Below are 17540 nucleotides of genomic sequence, written 5' to 3'. Positions count from 1 at the left end.
TAGAGCGCATGCCACTGCGCACCGTCCTCCAGTCCGGTTGAGTCCTGTACGGTGGCGATGGCGTCTGTGCCCAGTTCAAGCAACTCGTTTAATACACCACGATACCCGCTTCCAGCGCGCCAGCGCGGGTCGCCCCCCTTCATCCATTGATAGCCTCACGTACTTTCTCAGAGGGGGCAGCGCATTTTTCGGGGGAGAGGGCAGCGAGCAGCAGGATGGAATAACTCAAGCCATTCCGCTATGGCGGCGTTTCATGCACTAACCCCCGCCAGCCTGACGACCTCTGAGCTGTTTGCTTGCTTGTATAGTTCGCGGGTCAGGAATAAATTCAACCGTTCAAGGATGCCATCTAACCATCCGCCAAAGGGAAATTGCCGTGATTTACCCAAAATCGCTCGGTTACAACCTCACCCCTTGATCTCAACGACGTCTATGTTTGCTGTTGACTGATAGTCAGTCACGAAGGCGTTGCTAAGTTACGTGTCAATCCAGTGAGGATTATCGAATGCGAGTGATGATTCTGGACGATGACCCTTGGATATCAGATCTTTTAAAACAGCTCGTGTTAAGCATCCGTCCGGCTGCTCAGGTCGATTGCTTTATCGATGTCACTAGCGCTTTAGACGCTTGGCAACCGAGTACCTATCAGTTGGTGATGGCCGACTGGAATCTACCGGATGCCCCCGGCGTCAACCTGTTGCAAAAAATTCGCGAAAAAGATCAAGACACGCCGCTGATCATGATCACCGGCCGCGCGGATCGAGACAGTGTGTTGGAGGTGAAATCGCTGAGGGTCAGTGCCTTTTTCACCAAGCCTTTCCAGGTTTCGCGCGTCGTACAATGCCTGGATACGCTCCTTCCGCTTGATGAGCCCCCACGAGCCACCACTGTCAACACTGAAGACCTGATCAGCTATCTGAGTGGTTTGTCGGCGGGTGAGTTGGACTTACCTTTACTGGCCTCGGTCAAAGACAAACTTCGGCTCGGCTATGGCGGGGCGCCAATGGATTCACGAGAACTCGCCAATGATTGGCAGCATGACCCGGCGCTTTGTGCCCACTTGATCGCCGCCGCCAACGGTGCCGCGTATCTCGGACTCGGCCAGCGATGCACGAATTTGAACGGTGCTCTGACACGGTTAGGAGCGCTTACCAGCGTGAATCTGGCGATTAGCCAGGCCCTGCGACAGACCAATACTCAACCTGACGGCATGCTGAAAACTTTTATCCAGGCTCATCTGGATAATGCCGAGCGTTTAGCTGAAAGGGCTGTTCTTCTCGCCCAACAATGTGGTCTGGACCCCGCTCCGCTGCAAAGTGCCGCCCTGCTGCACCGCATGGGCGAACTCTGTGTGCTGTACCAGACTCAGAAATGGGAGAACCAGGGTAATCGCGTGGACGAAGAAACGCTCTTGCACGCAGTGCGCGATTTTGCAGCGCCTTTTGCCGTTCGCTTGAAAGCAAGCTGGGGGCTGCCAATGGTTCTACGTGAATTGATAGGCGCTATTTATGTGTTGCCTCCCATGCACGTTCGCCGCGAACAAGTGGTGATGCGCCTCGCCGCTGCCATGAACAATGGCGAACCCGAATCAGACATAGCCCGACTTCAACGATTAGCCGGCCTGACCTGAGCGTATACGCGACTTGCAGGTTGGACGTCTTGAGTCCCCGTAACAGGGTTGGACATTAATCTTGAAGGCTGAAGGCCTTCTGCGATGGGACATTGCGGGTGAGAAAGCACAAGTTTTTTGCATTGAACTGGGGAGTGGCTATCACTCTGGTCGTGGGGTTAGGGACAAGCATTCTGGCTGGCTGGATCCTTGAGCGCACCAATGAACAACAGGCTCAAGAAGCAATTACAGCGGCGACCGAAGACGCCGCAGAGTTGGTTTTAATGCGTCTCAATCTTTACCAATACGGTTTGCGAGGCGCTCGTGGAGCGGTGCTGACAGCAGGCGAATATGACATTAGTCGTGAAGTATTTCGCCGATATCACAAAACCCGTGACCTCGCTTTCGAGTTCCCCGGCGCCAGTGCCTTTGGTTTTATCAGGCGTGTACCAGAACGTGATGAAAACGAGTTTCTCAAGGACGCTCAAGCTGACGGCGCAGCGGATTTCTCCATTCATCAATTCTCAGCGCACTCAGGCGAGCGCTACGTTATTCAGTATGTCGAACCGGCTGAAGGTAATCAGGCTGCCATTGGCTTGGACATAGCGTCAGAAATATCGCGGCGAGAGGCGGCACAATCCTCGATACAAAGCGGTGCGGCACGGATCACGGGACCCATCACGCTAATACAGGCCACAGGAAAACCACAGCAGTCTTTCCTGGTGTTGATGCCCGTCTTTCGCGACGGAGTTACTCCGGTGACCGCTGCTGAACGAGAGGCCGCTGCTTTTGGCTGGAGCTATGTTGTGTTGCAGACCGAGGAGGTACTCAAAGGCCTGCGCATCGAAGATGAGACGGTACATTTGCGATTGAGGGATATCACCGTTCCAGGACAAGAGAAGCTGTTTTATGAAAGCACCGACGACTCGGCTCGCCGTGAAACGCTGATGACCCATCAGCTGGAGCGCGAGGTATACGGAAGACGGTGGCAAATCGAACTCGACGCAAATTCGCTGTTTATCCAGCACCTGCATCAGGTTTCACCAAAAGTTGTGCTGTTTTTCGGTGGTCTTCTCACGCTTCTTCTGGCGACCTTGGTAAGTGTCGGGAGTGTCAGCCGTCAACGTCGGCGTCAGATATTTGTCGAGCAGGCGAGGCGGGCTTCCATCGTTGAAAGCTCGGGCGATGGCATTATTGGAAAAAACCTCGATGGCGTCGTCACCAACTGGAACAAAGGCGCGCAGCACCTTTTTGGTTATACCACCGAGGAGGCCGTGGGCCAGACACTGGCCGATTTGATTGTTCCGCTGGAGCTTGTCACAGAGGAAGCTCATATCCTTGCGCGCATCAGGGCGGGTGAGCGTATCGGCAGCTTTGATACGCAACGCCGTCACAAAGACAGGCGATTGATCGATGTCTCCGTCAGCATCTCACCCATTTATGGCGAGGGTGGTCGCGTCGTTGGGGCGTCCATGACGTTAAGGGATATCTCGGCGAAAAAAGTGGCAGAGGCCCGAATTCTTGAACTCAACTCCAACCTGGAAGAGCAGGTTACGCAACGAACATCCGAGTTGCGGCATCTCAATCTGTTGTTGGACACGGTGCTACGCTCGGCTACTGAGGTTTCGATCATTGCGACGGATCTCGATGGCGTTATCCGTGTGTTCAACAAAGGCGCCGAGCATTTGTTGGGTTATGACGCCGATGAGTTAGTAGGCAAAGACACCCCGGCGCTCTTCCATGTCCCAGAGGAAGTCGCTGCACGTGGCGTTGAGCTGAGCGAGGAGTACGCTCAGACTATCAACGGTTTCCGTGTGCTTACCCATAAACCTGAGCTTGAAGGCGCAGAAACCCGAGAGTGGACTTACACACGAAAGGATGGCTCGCGGTTTCCTGTAACGCTTGTGGTCACCTCCATGCGCGATGCCGATGGGGTATTGAGCGGTTACCTGGGTATTGCGGTAGACATCACCGAACGCAAAGCGGCAGAAAAGGAACTGGCTGCGAGCCTGAAGACGACACTGGAACAACGTAGCGAACTGATGGCGGTGCACGATCAACTGGTGATGGCTGCTGAAGTGGCCGAGTTGGGCGTCTGGTCCTGGACGTTGGCGGACAATAACTTGCAGTGGAATGACCGTATGTTCGAGTTCTACGGGCAGCCACTGACGTTGCGCAATAACGGTCTGAGCTATACGCACTGGTACTCGCGTGTTCACCCCGAGGATGTCGTGGCAGCGGCGACAAAGCTGAATGCCGCCGTCGAGGGGACTGATGTGTATGACACCATTTTTCGTGTCGTTCACCCGGACGGTCAGATCCGCTTTATACATGCCGGTGCACAGATAGAACGCAGTCCAGACGGTACAGCTTTGCGCGTGACCGGTATCAATCGGGACATCACTGTTCAACGCGAGCTAGAGTCGCATCTGCTTTACGCCAAGGAACAGGCCGATGCAGGGAGTGCGGCCAAGTCAGCCTTCCTGGCCAACATGAGTCATGAAATACGCACACCGATGAACGCCGTGTTGGGTATGTTGCAGTTGGTGCAGAACACTGACCTGAATGGTCGCCAACTCGATTATGTGACCAAAGCGCAGACCGCTGCGAAATCACTGCTGGGTTTGCTCAATGACATTCTCGATTATTCCAAGATTGAGGCGGGCAAGCTGCAACTCGATGTGCACCCGTTCGAGCTTGAACCGCTCATGCGTGACCTCGCCGTTGTGCTGGCAGGTAACCAGGGCGATAAGGCGGTTGAGGTCATGTTCGACCTGGACTCCAATTTACCCAACGACCTGATCGGCGATAGCCTGCGACTGCAACAGGTACTGATCAACCTGGCGGGTAATGCCCTCAAGTTCACCCTGGAAGGCCAGGTTGTGGTCAGCGTTGAACAACTGATGCGCACGGAAAATACTGTGAGCTTGCGCATCGCCGTTTCTGACACTGGCATCGGTATCAGCCCGGAACAACTTCAGCGCATTTTTGAAGGCTTCACACAGGCCGAGGCTTCTACTTCCCGGCGCTTTGGTGGCACAGGTCTGGGCCTGGTGATCTGCAAACGGCTGGTTACCTTGATGGGTGGCGAACTTCAGGTGGAGAGCCAGCAAGGTGTCGGGAGTCGGTTCTGGTTCGATATCACTCTGGATGTAGTGCCAACGTCACTGCTGAAATCCGCCTTTGCTGGACTCGATGTGTCCTTACGGATTCTGGTCGTCGACGACAACGCCATGGCAGGTGAATTGCTGTTGCGCACCGTGCATGCATTGGGATGGAAGGCTGACCGCGTGAGTGGTGGCACGCAAGCGGTGGAATGGGTGAAGAACGCCCAGGCGCTAGGTGAAGCCTACGACGTGGTACTGATGGACTGGCGGATGTCCGATATGGATGGGCTGAGCGCTGCGCAATTGATCCATCAGCAGGGTAATGGTGTGCCCCCTCCGATGATCATTATGATCACTGCTTACGGCCGCGAAGTATTGGCCGACGCGCACCAGGCGGGAGACGCCCCCTTCGTGGATTTTCTCACCAAACCTGTCACTCCCAAGCAGTTAACCGACGCTGTTCAGCGAGCACTCAAGGGCAAAAACTTGCTGCAGTCTCCCGTACCTCGGTCAACGTTTGACAGGCCACGGCGTCTGGCCGGGCTGCGACTATTGGTGGTGGAAGACAACATGCTCAATCGCCAGGTCGCCGATGAGTTACTGACAAGGGAAGGCGCTCAGGTAACGCTGGCCGAAGGCGGGCTGGAAGGTGTGAGCAAGGTGATGAATGAGCGTGTGCCCTTCGACGTCGTATTAATGGATATCCAGATGCCAGATATTGATGGCTTGGAGGCGACTCGTCGCATCCGATCGAATCCGCGCTTTGCAGCGTTGCCGATAGTAGCGATGACCGCGAATGCCTCCAGTACCGACCGTGAAGACTGTCTTGCTGCGGGGATGAATGATCATGTTGGCAAACCTATAGACCTGGAACAACTCGTCGTAACGCTGCTCTTTCAATCGGGCCGTGAAGATAGCCAGGCATCTTTAACCTTGGCGCAAGTCAATACAGGAGAAAGAGTTATAGAGTCTCGTACATCAACTATTGACCGCTTTGGTGGTGACCTCGATTTGATCCGCAAGGTGCTATGTACCTTTGGCCCAGAGATGGAAAAACAGCTTGTCCGATTGCGGGATCAGATCCAGAGGCAAGATGTATCGGGGGCCGTCTTTGTTCTCCATACCATTAAAGGTAGCAGCGGCACCATGGGTGCCAAGGCGGTGTCGCTGCTGGCCGACAACCTGGAGCACACACTAAAACACGGAGATGCAGAGTCTGTAGCGAGCATCTTTGCAGACCCAACATGGTTTGACGAATTGAGCAGGTTAATGCAACAAAGCCTTGAGCAAATGAATGTCGATTTTGGTCAGCCCCCGCGTGCAAAAACCAGTGCTGACGAAGTTTCCATGGCGCCGGCGCAATGGAAAGAGTCCCTGGAGGAGATTTTGCTATTGCTGGAAACGGGTAACCTTCAAGCCATAGAACTGGCAGACGCATTGGCGTCAAAAATGCCGAAATCCCTGCGCCCACAGTTCGACGAACTTGTTGTCAGGGTGCAATCGCTAGACTTTTCCGCTGCGATGCCGATTGGTCGTGACCTGTTGAGATCCGCCTGATGGAACAATCGATGGAAACCTGGTTACCGCATTCCTTTAACCGTCCCAAACTCCTTATTGTCGACGACCAACCGACTAATATCCGGGTACTTCATGAGCTATTTCGTGAGGACTGTGATGTGTTCATGGCCACCAGCGGTGAGCAGGCAATCAGCGTATGCCAGGCCCAACTGCCCGATTTGATTCTGTGGACGTGGTCATGGAGGGTATGGACGGGCATGAAGTATGCCGTCGACTCAAGATTGACCCTATGACCCAAGGCATCCCCATCATTTTCATTACCGCACAGCAGCAGGAGTCAGATGAGGTGCTGGGTCTGGAGCTTGGCGCGGTGGACTTCATCACCAAACCCATCAATACCACCATTGTCAGAGCACGTGTGCGAACACATCTAACCCTGAAACTACAGAGCGATCTGCTGCGCTCCATGGCGTTGATAGATGGTCTTACCGGGGTGGCCAATCGACGCAAATTTAATGAGGACCTATTGGCGGATTGGCGTCAGTGCTTTCGAGAGCAAAAGCCGCTATCGCTCATTTTGGTGGATGTCGACTATTTCAAACGCTACAACGACCGGTACGGACACCTGGCTGGAGATGACTGTTTGAAATCCGTTGCCCAAACGTTATCTGAAACGGTTAGACGGCCCTATGACCTGGTCGCTCGGTATGGTGGCGAAGAGTTCGCCTGCGTTCTGCCCAATACAGTTCTTTCTGGTGCGGTCGAGATTGCAGAAAGAATGCAGGAACGTGTTCGGACATTGGGCATCGAACATGCTGCTTCTGATGTCGATCGTGTGCTGACAATCTCTCTAGGTGTCGCAACATTGACGCCCACTGGCGAACTAGGATTCGAGGCTCTGATAGAAGCTGCGGACAAGCAACTCTACGCAGCGATGAACGCGGGCAGGGCGCGGGTATGTTCATCTGCAATGTCGTCCAGTTAAGCGTTTCTCCTGTTTCTGACTGTATGTTCGGTTGGAGCTTACTTCCGGCAGCAAGGCGGTAAAGGGAGCGCCTGATTAACGCGAAAATCAATGGATAATCCCCACTAGTTGGTTTCAATTGCTGGTCCAATCGTCGCTATTTCAACGGCTGTCAGGTCATCCACAAAGTAGGTGCAGTGCGGATTTCCCATGCTGCATGCTGTTGGTTCACCGGCAAGTGGCAACACTGAAGTATCCATTTCAAGAGCCAGAGGAATATCCGACCAGCTGAAAAGCGGCTTTCCCATATTGACGGAAATAGCGCCGGTTGAAGTACGTTCGCAAGTCAGTAGGCCACGGTTGGTGCGCAGTGCTACCGAAGTCATATTGGATTCTCGCATCAGCCTATCTGCCGCCCCCCCGCGTTGCGCTGCCGCAAGCGTCCAGCGGTGTGCCATCCGCATTCCAGAACACCAAACGCGCATCTGCATCATCGCAATCGAGCATCACAGCGAGTTGATTGAAGCCGATTCCTCGGTTGCGATCTCCCATTCTCCGAGCCAAATTGCTTGTGACTGGATTGGGTGAGTTTCGCGAGTCCACGATAACGAAATCATCGCCATTGGCGTGCATTTTATGAAAACTCAGCGGCATAAACAGACCTGGCGACTAGACATGATGAGTTGAGGTTTTAAAGCGATCTATCCCGACTCGTGTGACATAAGCAAGCTGAGTGGAAGCTAATGAGTCAAGTAAGTTTGGCAGACCGGACCATTGTTGTGTTTGATTCGTGTGCGGCTGCTACTGGCCGATAAAATCGGGCCACCCACTCAGGCGCGAACATGCGCGAGGCCTTACAGGCCCCCGCGCATTAGACGTAATAACACAGTTGCTGCAGTCTTTCGTCGGATGAAATTAACGTCATCCGACGCGCAGAGTTACTTCAACGCAGCTACCACGGCATCGAAGAATGCCATCGGGTCGATCGGCTCTTTATCAACCGGCTTGGGCTGGGCACCGAAGGTGACAATCACCACGTTATTGGCGGGGTTGACGTAGATGTTCTGGCCCTGGATACCGACCGCCGAATAAGCGCCGTCTTCCACCGAAGGCTCGGTCCACGCCGTCCACCACATGTAGCCGTAGTCCAGGGACTTGCCGCCTTTGAGGGTGGTCGGCAGCGTCGCCTCCTTGACCCAGCCCTCGGGCAGAATTGACTCGCCATTGATCTTGCCGCCGTTCATGAAAAACAGCCCGAAGCGTCCATAATCGCGCAACGTGGCGCTGATACCGCTGCCACCGATTTCGACGCCGTCAGGCGAATCGAGCCACCACCGGGCATCGCTCTCCATACCGAACGGCTGCCAGATCTTCTGCGACAGATAGTCGGCCAGTGGCATCTTCACAGCGCCACGAACGATCTCGCCGAGTACCTGCGTTTCGCCAGTGCTGTAATTGTTGACCGTGCCGGGCTCAGCCGCTCGCGGCAAACTGGCCATCAACGCCATGGCCGAATGCGGTTTTTGCGATATCTGCGCCTTGAGCAGCGCGCGACGATCAGACGCCGGATCGGTGTAGGTCTCGTTCCACTTCACGCCCGAAGACATCATCAGCACGTCGCGCACCGTCACGCCTTCATAGGCGCTGCCCTTGAGCTCGGGAACGTAATCCACCACTTGCGCATCAAGGCCCTTGATAAGGCCGTCTTTGATCGCGGCAGCCGCCAGTGTGGAGGTGATGGACTTGGCCACCGACATCGACATCCACCGGGTTTTCTCGGTGTTGCCGCGCTGGTAGGTCTCGAACACGATCTTGCCGTCCTTGAGCACGAGCATCGCCGTAATGCTGTCCAGTGCGACGAAGTCATACAGGTCGTACTTTTTGTCCCCGACAGTGAAGCGAACGTTGGGCAATTGTTTGTCCGATTTCGGCAGCGCATACGGGTGATCGCCGGCCTTGATCCGGTGGGTAGGGAACAGCCGGTCGATGTTCCGGTAGGTACTGACCGCCAGATCGGGGAGCATGGCGCCGTCATAGATCTGCTCCACGGTGCCAATCGGTTCCTGGGCGTGGGGATAATCGTCAGCCCATGCGCCCGAGGATATACCCGCAGCGAGCAGACCCAGCGAGAGAAGCAGCAACCGACCAGGCACAGCCGGACGAGAAATAGCGGAGGAGTGCATAACCTATCCTTTTGTTGTTTTTGCCATTCACGGGCGTCAGGACGCGCGCCCGCTTGAACCATAGCCTACTCATTGGAATTGCGCCGCAGCGCTTGAATGAGCGACGAAAGTTGGCTGCGTTGCTGAAGCTCAAGTAGTCGTCCACTTCCTCGTTGCTGATTAGACCTGACCTTGCCCGCCGTTCTGCTGGCCATTGCGTTGTGCGATGGCCAGCAGTCGATAGGCTATCGATTGAATCGCTCGACCAATGAATACTGCGTATTAGCGGTCTGGGTCAGCTCCTTGCTCAGCGCTGCCGAATGCCTGGCCTGTTCAGACGTCTGGTCTGCCAGGTTGGCAATGGTCGTGATATTGCGGCTGATTTCCTCGGCCACGGCGGTTTGCTCTTCGGTCGCTGCGGCAATCTGGGTCGTCATGTCCGTGATGTTCGCCACTGCTTCGCTGATCCCGACTAATGCCTTATCTGCCTCAAGCACCCACGCCACGCCTTCTTCGGCCTGGCGATGACCGCTTTCCATGGTTTTCACCGCATTGTTGGACGACACCTGCAGCTTGGAAATCAGCCCATGGATTTGCGCCGTGGACTCCGTTGTGCGCTGCGCCAACTGGCGCACTTCATCGGCGACCACCGCAAAGCCTCGACCCATGTCGCCCGCTCGCGCGGCTTCGATGGCGGCGTTCAACGCCAGCAGGTTGGTCTGGTCGGCAATGCCCTTGATCACATCGACTACCGTGCCGATTTCATTGCTGTCCTTGGCCAGTTGGGCGACTGTCAGCCCGGTTTCACCCACTACCACCGAGAGGCGCTGAATGGCTTCTCGGGTGTCTCGGGCCACTTCGCGTCCACGCCCGGTCAACACATTGGCTTCCTGAGTGGCGTCGGCGGTGCGTTGGACGTGGCTGGCGACTTCCTGGGTGGTGGCGGCCATTTGATTGACGGCGGCCGACACCTGCTCGGTCTCGACCCGTTGACGGTCAAGCCCACGGGAGCTTTCAGTGGCGAGGCCGTCGGATCGGCCCGCCAGACCGGTCAGTTGCTCAGCCGTATCCTGCAACCGGGTGAGGCACGTCTTGAGCCGGGCGGCCTGGCTGACAAACGCCGTTTCGAGGCGTGCCTGGGGGCCACGTTCGTCGCTGTACATTTTTGCCAGTAATGCGTCGCAGGTTGAGGCTTCAGCCATCGCCAGCAGACGCAGCGCGCCGCGGTTTTGCCGGCTCGAGACCCACAGCCCGAGCGGCACCGATACTCCGACAGCCAGGATCATCGCTTCGGACATGCCGAGGAACACGCCGCCCAATGCACCCACCAGGCCCATCGCCAACACCGGTAGCCAGGCGAGCAGTGCGGGTTGCCATTGATCACTGACCGGGACGGCTGACTTGCCCAGGCTGATGCGTTTATAGAGGGCTTCGGCGCGACGGATCTGCTCGGCCGTCGGCTTGACCCTGACCGATTCATAGCCCACCACCTCTAGCCCCGCGAAAATCGGCGTGACGTAGGCGTTGACCCAGTAGTGGTCGCCGTTCTTCGAGCGATTCTTGACGATGCCCATCCACGGCTTGCCCAGCTTGAGCGCTCCCCACATATGAGCGAAGACGGCGGAGGGCACGTCGGGGTGACGAACGATGTTTTGAGGCGCGCCGATCAGGTCCGACTTGTTGAAACCGCTGATCTCGACGAAGGCGTCATTGCAGTACGTGATGACGCCCCGCGCATCCGTTGTCGAGATGAGTTTCTGTTGAGGCCCAAGGGCAACCTCGCGCTGCGTAACCGGTTGGTTGTTTCTCATCTGTATTGCTCCTATCCCTAAGCAAGGGGCATCGGCTGCAATAGGAGAAAGGTTAATGAGTAAGTCAGAAAGCACAGGTCATGCGTCCGAAAAGAAGGTGCCGCCCTTTAATGGCTATGGCTGGCCAGAATAGGGCGTACGGCCAGCGTTGATCGTTGCCAGCGCATTTCGCACACAGTCTCCAACTCACCGGAGACTGCGTTGTGGAATAATTTGTTACATTCATAGGATAAGCTGATCAATCTGTCAGATCCCGAGTGCGCACCATGGCCATAAACTTCGACCTTAACGACCTGCAAGCTTTTCGCGCTGTGGTCGAGCAGGGCAGTTTTCGCAAGGCCGCTGACGCCGTGCGTATCTCTCAGCCGGCACTGAGCCGGCGCATCGAAAAACTTGAAGACGCCCTCGGCGTACGGTTGTTCGAACGCACCACACGTAAGGTCAGCCTGACTCAGGCCGGGCGCGGTTTCATGCCCAGCGTCGAGCGCTTGCTGGACGATCTGGACGTGGCGCTGCTGGGCATCAGCGAAGTCGCCTCGACCCGACTCGGCCATGTCACGGTGGCCTGCGTGCCCTCGGCCGCGTATTACTTCATGCCGCGCGTGATCGCCCATTACCATCGGCAGTTCCCGAAGATCAAAGTAAAAGTGCTCGACTCCAGCGCCCACGACGTACTCAGCGCCGTGGTCAATGGCGAAGCGGATTTCGGTCTGAGCTTTGTGGGTGCGCTGGAGACTGATGTCGAGTTCGAGCCATTGGTGCAGGAAGGTTATGTCGTGGCCTGTCGGCGCGATCATCCGTTGGCGGGTCGAACCAGCGTCACCTGGGATGAGTTCTATCAGCAGGATTACATCTCGCTGGACAAGACCTCGGGCAATCGCTTTCTGCTGGATCAGGCGCTGACCGGCGTCGTGCCACAACGACAGAGCATCTGTGAAACCCGGCATGTGACGACGATGATCGGCCTGGTGGAAGCGGGGTTGGGGGTAGCGGCGGTGCCGCTGATGGCGATGCCGACAGCGGATCACCCGATTCTGACGCGGGTGCCGCTGACCGACCCGCAGGTCATGCGCAGTGTCGGCCTGATCAAGCGCCGGGGCCGCACGTTGACCCCGGCGGCGCTGGAACTGGCACGGCTGGTGGTGGAAATGAAAGTTCAGGTCAGCGACTGACCGAATCCAGCCCGGTGGCCTTTACATCCGGTTGAGCGGCCGAAGACGCCAGGTATTCCAGCAACGCCCTGGCTTGCGCCGGGTGTTGCGCGCCCACGGGAATGCCCGCAGCGAAACGCGTCACCGATTGCACCGACTCCGGAATCTTCGCCACAAAACTTACGCCCGGCACCGGCAGCAATTCGCTGACCTGCTGGAAGCCCAGTTGGTAATCGCCGGTGGCAACCACCGAACCCACGGGGACCTTCGGAATCATCCTGGATTTGGGTTTGAGCTGGTCTTCGATGCCCAGGCGCTTGAACAACTGTTCTTCGATGTACACGCCGCTGGCGCTGTCGGAATAGGCGACGGATTTTGCGTCGAGCAAAGTCTTCTTCAGTCCGTCAACGGAGCTGATGTCCGGCTTCGTCGCGCCCTCACGCACGACGAGCCCGATGCGGGAATCGGCCAGTTCAACCCGTGAAGCGGGATCGACTTTGCCTTGCTTGATCAGGTCATCGAGGGCATAGCCGACCATGATCACTACGTCAGCTTTTTCCCCGCGAGAAAGACGATTAGGAATAGCTTCCGGCGCTTTGCCCATCGATGGGCCAAGGGCGGTGTCCAGGGTGTTGCCGGTGGACGCGGCGAATTTCGGCCCGAGCACTTTGTAGGCCGCGGTGAAACCGCCGGAGGTCATCACGCGGATCTCTTCTGCCTGGGCGACGGTGCTCAGACAGAGGCTGGCCACCAGGCCGAGGGCGGCAAAATTTAATAGCTTGTTCATTCGTGTTCTCACAAAGGGCAGGTTCAAGACATCGCCGGTTGCAGGCGGCCAGTGGAGCGGCGGTAGAGATACAACGTGGCGCACAAGGCACAGAGCGCGGCGAAACTCATCCAGTAACCGGGTGCGGCCTTGTCACCGGTGTACTGAATCAGGAACGTCGACATCGCCGGGGTGAAGCCGCCAAACACCGCCGTAGCCAGGCTGTACGCCAGGGAGAAACCGGCGACCCGAACTTCGACCGGCATGATTTCCGTGAGCGCCGCAATCATCGCGCCGTTGTACAAACCGTAAATGAACGACAACCACAGCAAGACCAACAGCATGTTGACGAAGCTCGGTGCGTTGACCAGATAAGTCAGCGCTGGATACGCCGTGGCGAGGGTTAACAGCGCCATGGCGATCAGCACCGGGCGCCGACCGATGCGGTCAGACAACGCGCCGCCGATGGGCAACCAGAAGAAGTTCGAAACACCCACCAGCAAGGTCACCAATAACGCATCGGACGTACTCAGGTGCAGCACGGTTTTGCCGAAGGTGGGCGCGTACACGGTGATCAGGTAAAAAGCCGTGGTGGTGAGGGCGACCATCATCATTCCGGCGAACACGATGACCCAGTTCTGCGCGAGGGTGCGGAACACATCGCCCATACTTGGCCGATGTTTGCGCGCTTCGAATTCCTCGGTTTCTTCGAGGTTACGGCGCAGGAAAAAAATGAACGGCACGATCATGCAGCCGACGAAAAACGGAATCCGCCAGCCCCAATCGGCAATCATTGCGGGCGCCATCCACTGGTTCAACCCGTAGCCCAACGCCGCCGCGACAATAATCGCCACTTGCTGGCTGGCTGACTGCCAACTGGTGAAGAAACCCTTGTTGCCTGGAGTAGCGATCTCCGCGAGGTACACCGAGACGCCCCCCATTTCCGCACCGGCCGAGAAGCCTTGCAGCAAGCGACCGACCAGCACGAGGGCGGGTGCCAATAACCCGATGGTTTCGTAACCGGGCACCAACACAATGAGAATCGTGCCGCTGGCCATGATCGACAACGTCACGATCAACCCTTTGCGCCGACCCACATCGTCGATGTAAGCACCGAGTATCACCGCGCCCAACGGACGCATCAGGAAACCCGCGCCAAACACCGCGAAGGTCATCATCAGGGAGGCAAACTCACTGCTGGCCGGGAAGAACACGGCCGCAATCTGCGTAGCGTAAAAGCCGAAAAGAAAGAAATCGAACTGTTCGAGAAAGTTGCCCGAAGTAACTCGAAAAATCGCACCGGCGCGTGAACGTCCGGAAGGGTTTGATGTTGTCATTGACCTGTACTCCACCGCTTTTATGACGTGCACCGCCTGGACGCGGCGCACGGTTCTTATTGGGGCGAATGGTGGAGCAGGGTGATCGATATGATAAGTGCATTGTTGGTATGCATTAATGCATGAAACGGATCAATGGGGGCGAAGGTGAGGGCGGGTAGGCGTGGTGTCGCCGCCTGTTATTGACTCGCTCCGGCGCCCTGGCGACGGAAGAACAACGTCACCTGGCCAACCTCTACCCCGAACTTGGACATGCTGGTGCGGTTGATCAAGGTGTCCTCGTCCATCAAGTACATCCAGTCGTCCATGCTCATTTCGTAGGTCGAGTCGTCGACCGGCAGGTTCAGGCGATAACGCCAGTGCAACGTGTTGCCAGCGACCTGACCCTCGGCGACACCCACCACATCGTCCGCACGCCCGCTCCAGCGGCCCTGGCCCTCAGGCGTCAGGGTCCAGACACGGCGTTGACGAGTGCCGTCGCTGTACAGGAAGCGCTCGTCAAGAATCAGGTTGTTGCCCTCACGACGGCTGACGATGTCGACCTCGAAACGCTTGGCCACCTCACCGCTGCGCTTCTGAAACATCCCCCAGGCTTTGACGGGCTGGCTGAAAAAATGCGCCAGATCCAATGCTGGTTTTTGATCCGCATAGCGGGCGACATCCACGCTGCCGCAGCTCGCGACGCTGAGTACCAGTGTCAGTAACAACAGAAATCGGGTCATTGCCTTACTCCCTGAGTGAACAGGTGATGAGGGTGAATGGGCGAATCATGTGGTTGTACGGTTTTCAGTCTTTCGTACAGGTTTATTGCCGTGCAATTAGCTACAGGAGCTCTTGGCGTGTCGCCGAACTGTCGCGGAAGGCGCCCCGCAGTTAATGCGTAAAGGTCAATCGAGAGCGCGATAGTTGTACGTGTCTAGGTAAGTTGTATAGGTTTTACTCAAGATAGGCGGAAAAAAGTCACCTGACAATGATCGGGTAGTCGGCCACTTCCTCTTTGCTGATTGGACCTGACCTTGTCCACCGTTCCGATGAAGCTTATAGTCCGCCCCGTCGCCCACAATGGCGATTCAGGTTTGGCGACTTGATCACGGAGAATGCGAGGCTTATGTGCTTTATTTGCAGGGGCCATCGCACCCGCAAAGCTGCTTTTAATGGCGGCTGTGCGCGGGAGACCTTAGGGTCTGCCGGTGTTCTCTGTGCCGGTTCGCCAACCTGCGCACAGCTGCCACCCAATCGTTTGGCGACGACTGAGTGACGGCATTGAGCCAATCAAACAGAGATCTTCAAATGAATAGATACACCCCTCTTTCCGGACTCGACGAGATTCCGGCTGCACTGCTCATCGACACCCAAGCCCCACTCGACGTCCTCCAGGCCATGGCCGATTACCGCATCCGCACGGTCACGCAGGTGCTGGAAAACATCGCCTTCCGCGCCGAGATTGGTTGCGACACTGTCGTGTTGGCGGACTTTTCAAAACTGCTGGCCATTCCGCTGCGCGATGGTTGTGATTTGCTGGAAGTGATTGGAAAGCGGTTACGGGCGCAGGCGGCGGAGTAAATAAAAACGGGCACCTTGAAGGTGCCCGTTTTTTTTTGTGTTTTTCGATACCGTCGCAGCGTTGAAAGACTAGGCGGGAAGCTCGACGTTGCTGGATTCACCGCCACCAGTGGCACCTGACAACCAACTCCATACGTAGGTCAGCGTGGTAAGGTCTTCGTGATCAACGCTGACCGTGTCACGAGACTAGCCAGCAAATATTTCACATCGTTGACGTGCAAAACGGTTTGAAAAAGAGCGGGTTGGAGGCTGGTTGGAGCCTGTAACAAATGGCAATGGATAGTCCGAGTTTGCCCTTCGAAAAGGGCAGCTAACGGCCCAAAAGCAGACGGTTACGCAGGGTTAATAGCCGTTTCTTGAGGCTTGGAAGTGTCTACAGAAGGAGGGGCGATTCAAAACTTACGGTTCCGGCCAAACTAAAAGCATTTTTAGACGCAATCTAGACTGCATGTTTTTGAAACTTTAATAAGGAAAATTAATGGATCCACAATTCTTCGGCTATATTTCTGTCTCTGTGGAAAAATGGCAGAAAGTCGCGCCTCTATTCGTGGCGGGGATGGGTGCATTATATATAATTTATATTTGCACAATCACGGAGTCCCTATCCATAATCAGAAATCGGATATCTGATCTTGTCGGGATGAAGCACTCATTCAATCACGAAAAACTAAAAAAACATCAACAACAAGAGCTAGACCTAGATTATTTTAATTTCAAGTTTAAGTTAAATGTCAAAACACCTTATGCGATGGATAAATTAATCGCTTGGGCAGACCGATCCGGCGTACGACTGAACGAGATCAAACGAGCGCGCCCCTATTTCAATCCAACTGAGCAAACTTTCAAAATTCCTCAGCCGAAATTTGTAAAAACATTCACGGTAATAGTCCTGCTTTTTGCCGCGCTGATATTTTTCGCTATTTACACTCCCAATGCCGCATTATTTAAAGTCAATAAAACCGGCCAATGGTTTTGGGTTGCCGATAGCCATGCTTTCTCCTTCACCTCCTACCTTCCGCAATCACTGCATGTTTCTGGCTCTTGGGAAATGAGCACAGGCAATTGTTTGCTGGATAATACGTCAGCTCCATTATCCAACGAATGGGATAAAAAGGTTATATGTTATCTTTTACTGGACAACCAGAAAGGGCAAATAGCGAAAACTATCAGAGAGCAGAAAGTTTTGGCATGGACTTTTTCGCTTCCTTGGCTCCTTGTGCCTCTTGCTGTACTGCAAGGAAGTCACAGGCGACGATACGCAATAGAGTTTCAAAAACGCAGCCAGAAAAAGCTCCGCTTCGGGGACAGCCCTCTTCCAGAATATGCAAGGTACTATTATGACTAGGTCAAATGGTGACGAATAAGGCATAGGCGATTTAAATCCGCGAGGCGCCCGTCACTACTTTTTCCGTTACCCAAACTGCTAATGAGGAAACGTCCTACAGCATGGATCGGGAACAGGGTCGGAACGGTCTGATTCTGCGTTTTCGAAGCCATCCAACAGGCCCGTCGTCTATTTGAAGCGCCGTACATTCACTCCTCAAGAGATGAA

General features: G+C 55.6%; 11 protein-coding genes and 2 pseudogenes. 6 read left to right on the top strand and 7 right to left on the bottom strand.

Features of this window, described 5'->3' with window-relative positions; genetic code table 11:
* Window positions 1–505 precede the first annotated feature (505 nt).
* The 3 genes from H7698_RS28460 (at window position 506) to H7698_RS28450 (ending at window position 7219) form a co-directional block, all read left to right on the top strand.
* A complete protein-coding gene (locus H7698_RS28460) occupies window positions 506–1630 on the top strand; it encodes a response regulator (RefSeq protein WP_194693627.1) in 1125 nt (374 codons plus the stop codon).
* 92 nt (window positions 1631–1722) lie between these two features.
* On the top strand, window positions 1723–6273 hold the full coding sequence (locus H7698_RS28455; RefSeq protein ID WP_194693626.1) for a PAS domain-containing hybrid sensor histidine kinase/response regulator: 4551 nt from the start codon (window positions 1723–1725) through the stop codon (window positions 6271–6273).
* A 157-nt stretch (window positions 6274–6430) separates the two neighbouring features.
* Window positions 6431–7219 carry a diguanylate cyclase gene (locus tag H7698_RS28450; RefSeq protein ID WP_328803779.1) on the top strand — a complete coding sequence of 263 codons (789 nt, stop codon included), beginning with the start codon at window positions 6431–6433 and terminating at the stop codon, window positions 7217–7219.
* A 107-nt stretch (window positions 7220–7326) separates the two neighbouring features.
* Here H7698_RS28450 and H7698_RS28445 read toward each other — a convergent pair.
* The 4 genes and pseudogenes from H7698_RS28445 to H7698_RS31975 all read right to left on the bottom strand — a co-directional run.
* Window positions 7327–7852: pseudogene (locus H7698_RS28445) on the bottom strand (diaminopimelate epimerase); the annotation flags it as partial.
* 284 nt (window positions 7853–8136) lie between these two features.
* Window positions 8137–9381: a serine hydrolase domain-containing protein gene (locus H7698_RS28440; protein WP_194693625.1), complete on the bottom strand. Its 1245-nt coding sequence runs from the start codon at window positions 9379–9381 to the stop codon at window positions 8137–8139.
* Window positions 9382–9605: 224 nt separating this feature from the next.
* Entirely contained in the window at window positions 9606–10646 is a 1041-nt protein-coding gene (locus H7698_RS28435) for a methyl-accepting chemotaxis protein (protein WP_442966340.1), read from the bottom strand.
* 270 nt (window positions 10647–10916) lie between these two features.
* Window positions 10917–11171, bottom strand: a pseudogene (locus H7698_RS31975) (PAS domain-containing protein); the annotation flags it as partial.
* 266 nt (window positions 11172–11437) lie between these two features.
* On the opposite strand from H7698_RS31975, the gene H7698_RS28430 reads away from it, so the two are divergent.
* A complete protein-coding gene (locus H7698_RS28430) occupies window positions 11438–12343 on the top strand; it encodes a LysR family transcriptional regulator (RefSeq protein WP_194693623.1) in 906 nt (301 codons plus the stop codon).
* On the opposite strand, the gene H7698_RS28425 is transcribed toward H7698_RS28430, so the two are convergent.
* From H7698_RS28425 to H7698_RS28415, 3 genes are all read right to left on the bottom strand, one after another.
* Complete coding sequence (locus tag H7698_RS28425; RefSeq protein ID WP_194693622.1) at window positions 12333–13109, bottom strand: substrate-binding domain-containing protein; 777 nt, start codon at window positions 13107–13109, stop codon at window positions 12333–12335. The two genes, H7698_RS28430 and H7698_RS28425, sit on opposite strands and share 11 nt — an antisense overlap.
* Window positions 13110–13132: 23 nt before the next feature.
* Window positions 13133–14425 carry an MFS transporter gene (locus tag H7698_RS28420; RefSeq protein WP_194693621.1) on the bottom strand — a complete coding sequence of 431 codons (1293 nt, stop codon included), beginning with the start codon at window positions 14423–14425 and terminating at the stop codon, window positions 13133–13135.
* A 179-nt stretch (window positions 14426–14604) separates the two neighbouring features.
* Window positions 14605–15147 (bottom strand): DUF3833 domain-containing protein, encoded by a 543-nt coding sequence (locus H7698_RS28415; RefSeq protein ID WP_194693620.1) that lies wholly within the window; start codon window positions 15145–15147, stop codon window positions 14605–14607.
* A gap of 568 nt (window positions 15148–15715) precedes the next feature.
* Here H7698_RS28415 and H7698_RS28410 point away from each other — a divergent pair.
* A complete protein-coding gene (locus H7698_RS28410) occupies window positions 15716–15988 on the top strand; it encodes a hypothetical protein (RefSeq protein ID WP_194693619.1) in 273 nt (90 codons plus the stop codon).
* A gap of 478 nt (window positions 15989–16466) precedes the next feature.
* A complete protein-coding gene (locus tag H7698_RS28405; protein WP_194693618.1) occupies window positions 16467–17333 on the top strand; it encodes a DUF6216 family protein in 867 nt (288 codons plus the stop codon).
* Window positions 17334–17540 lie beyond the last annotated feature (207 nt).

It is taken from the genome of Pseudomonas sp. p50(2008), from assembly GCF_015351605.1.
Classification (GTDB): Bacteria; Pseudomonadota; Gammaproteobacteria; order Pseudomonadales; family Pseudomonadaceae; genus Aquipseudomonas.
This window is presented reverse-complemented; position numbering and strand designations above follow the sequence as displayed.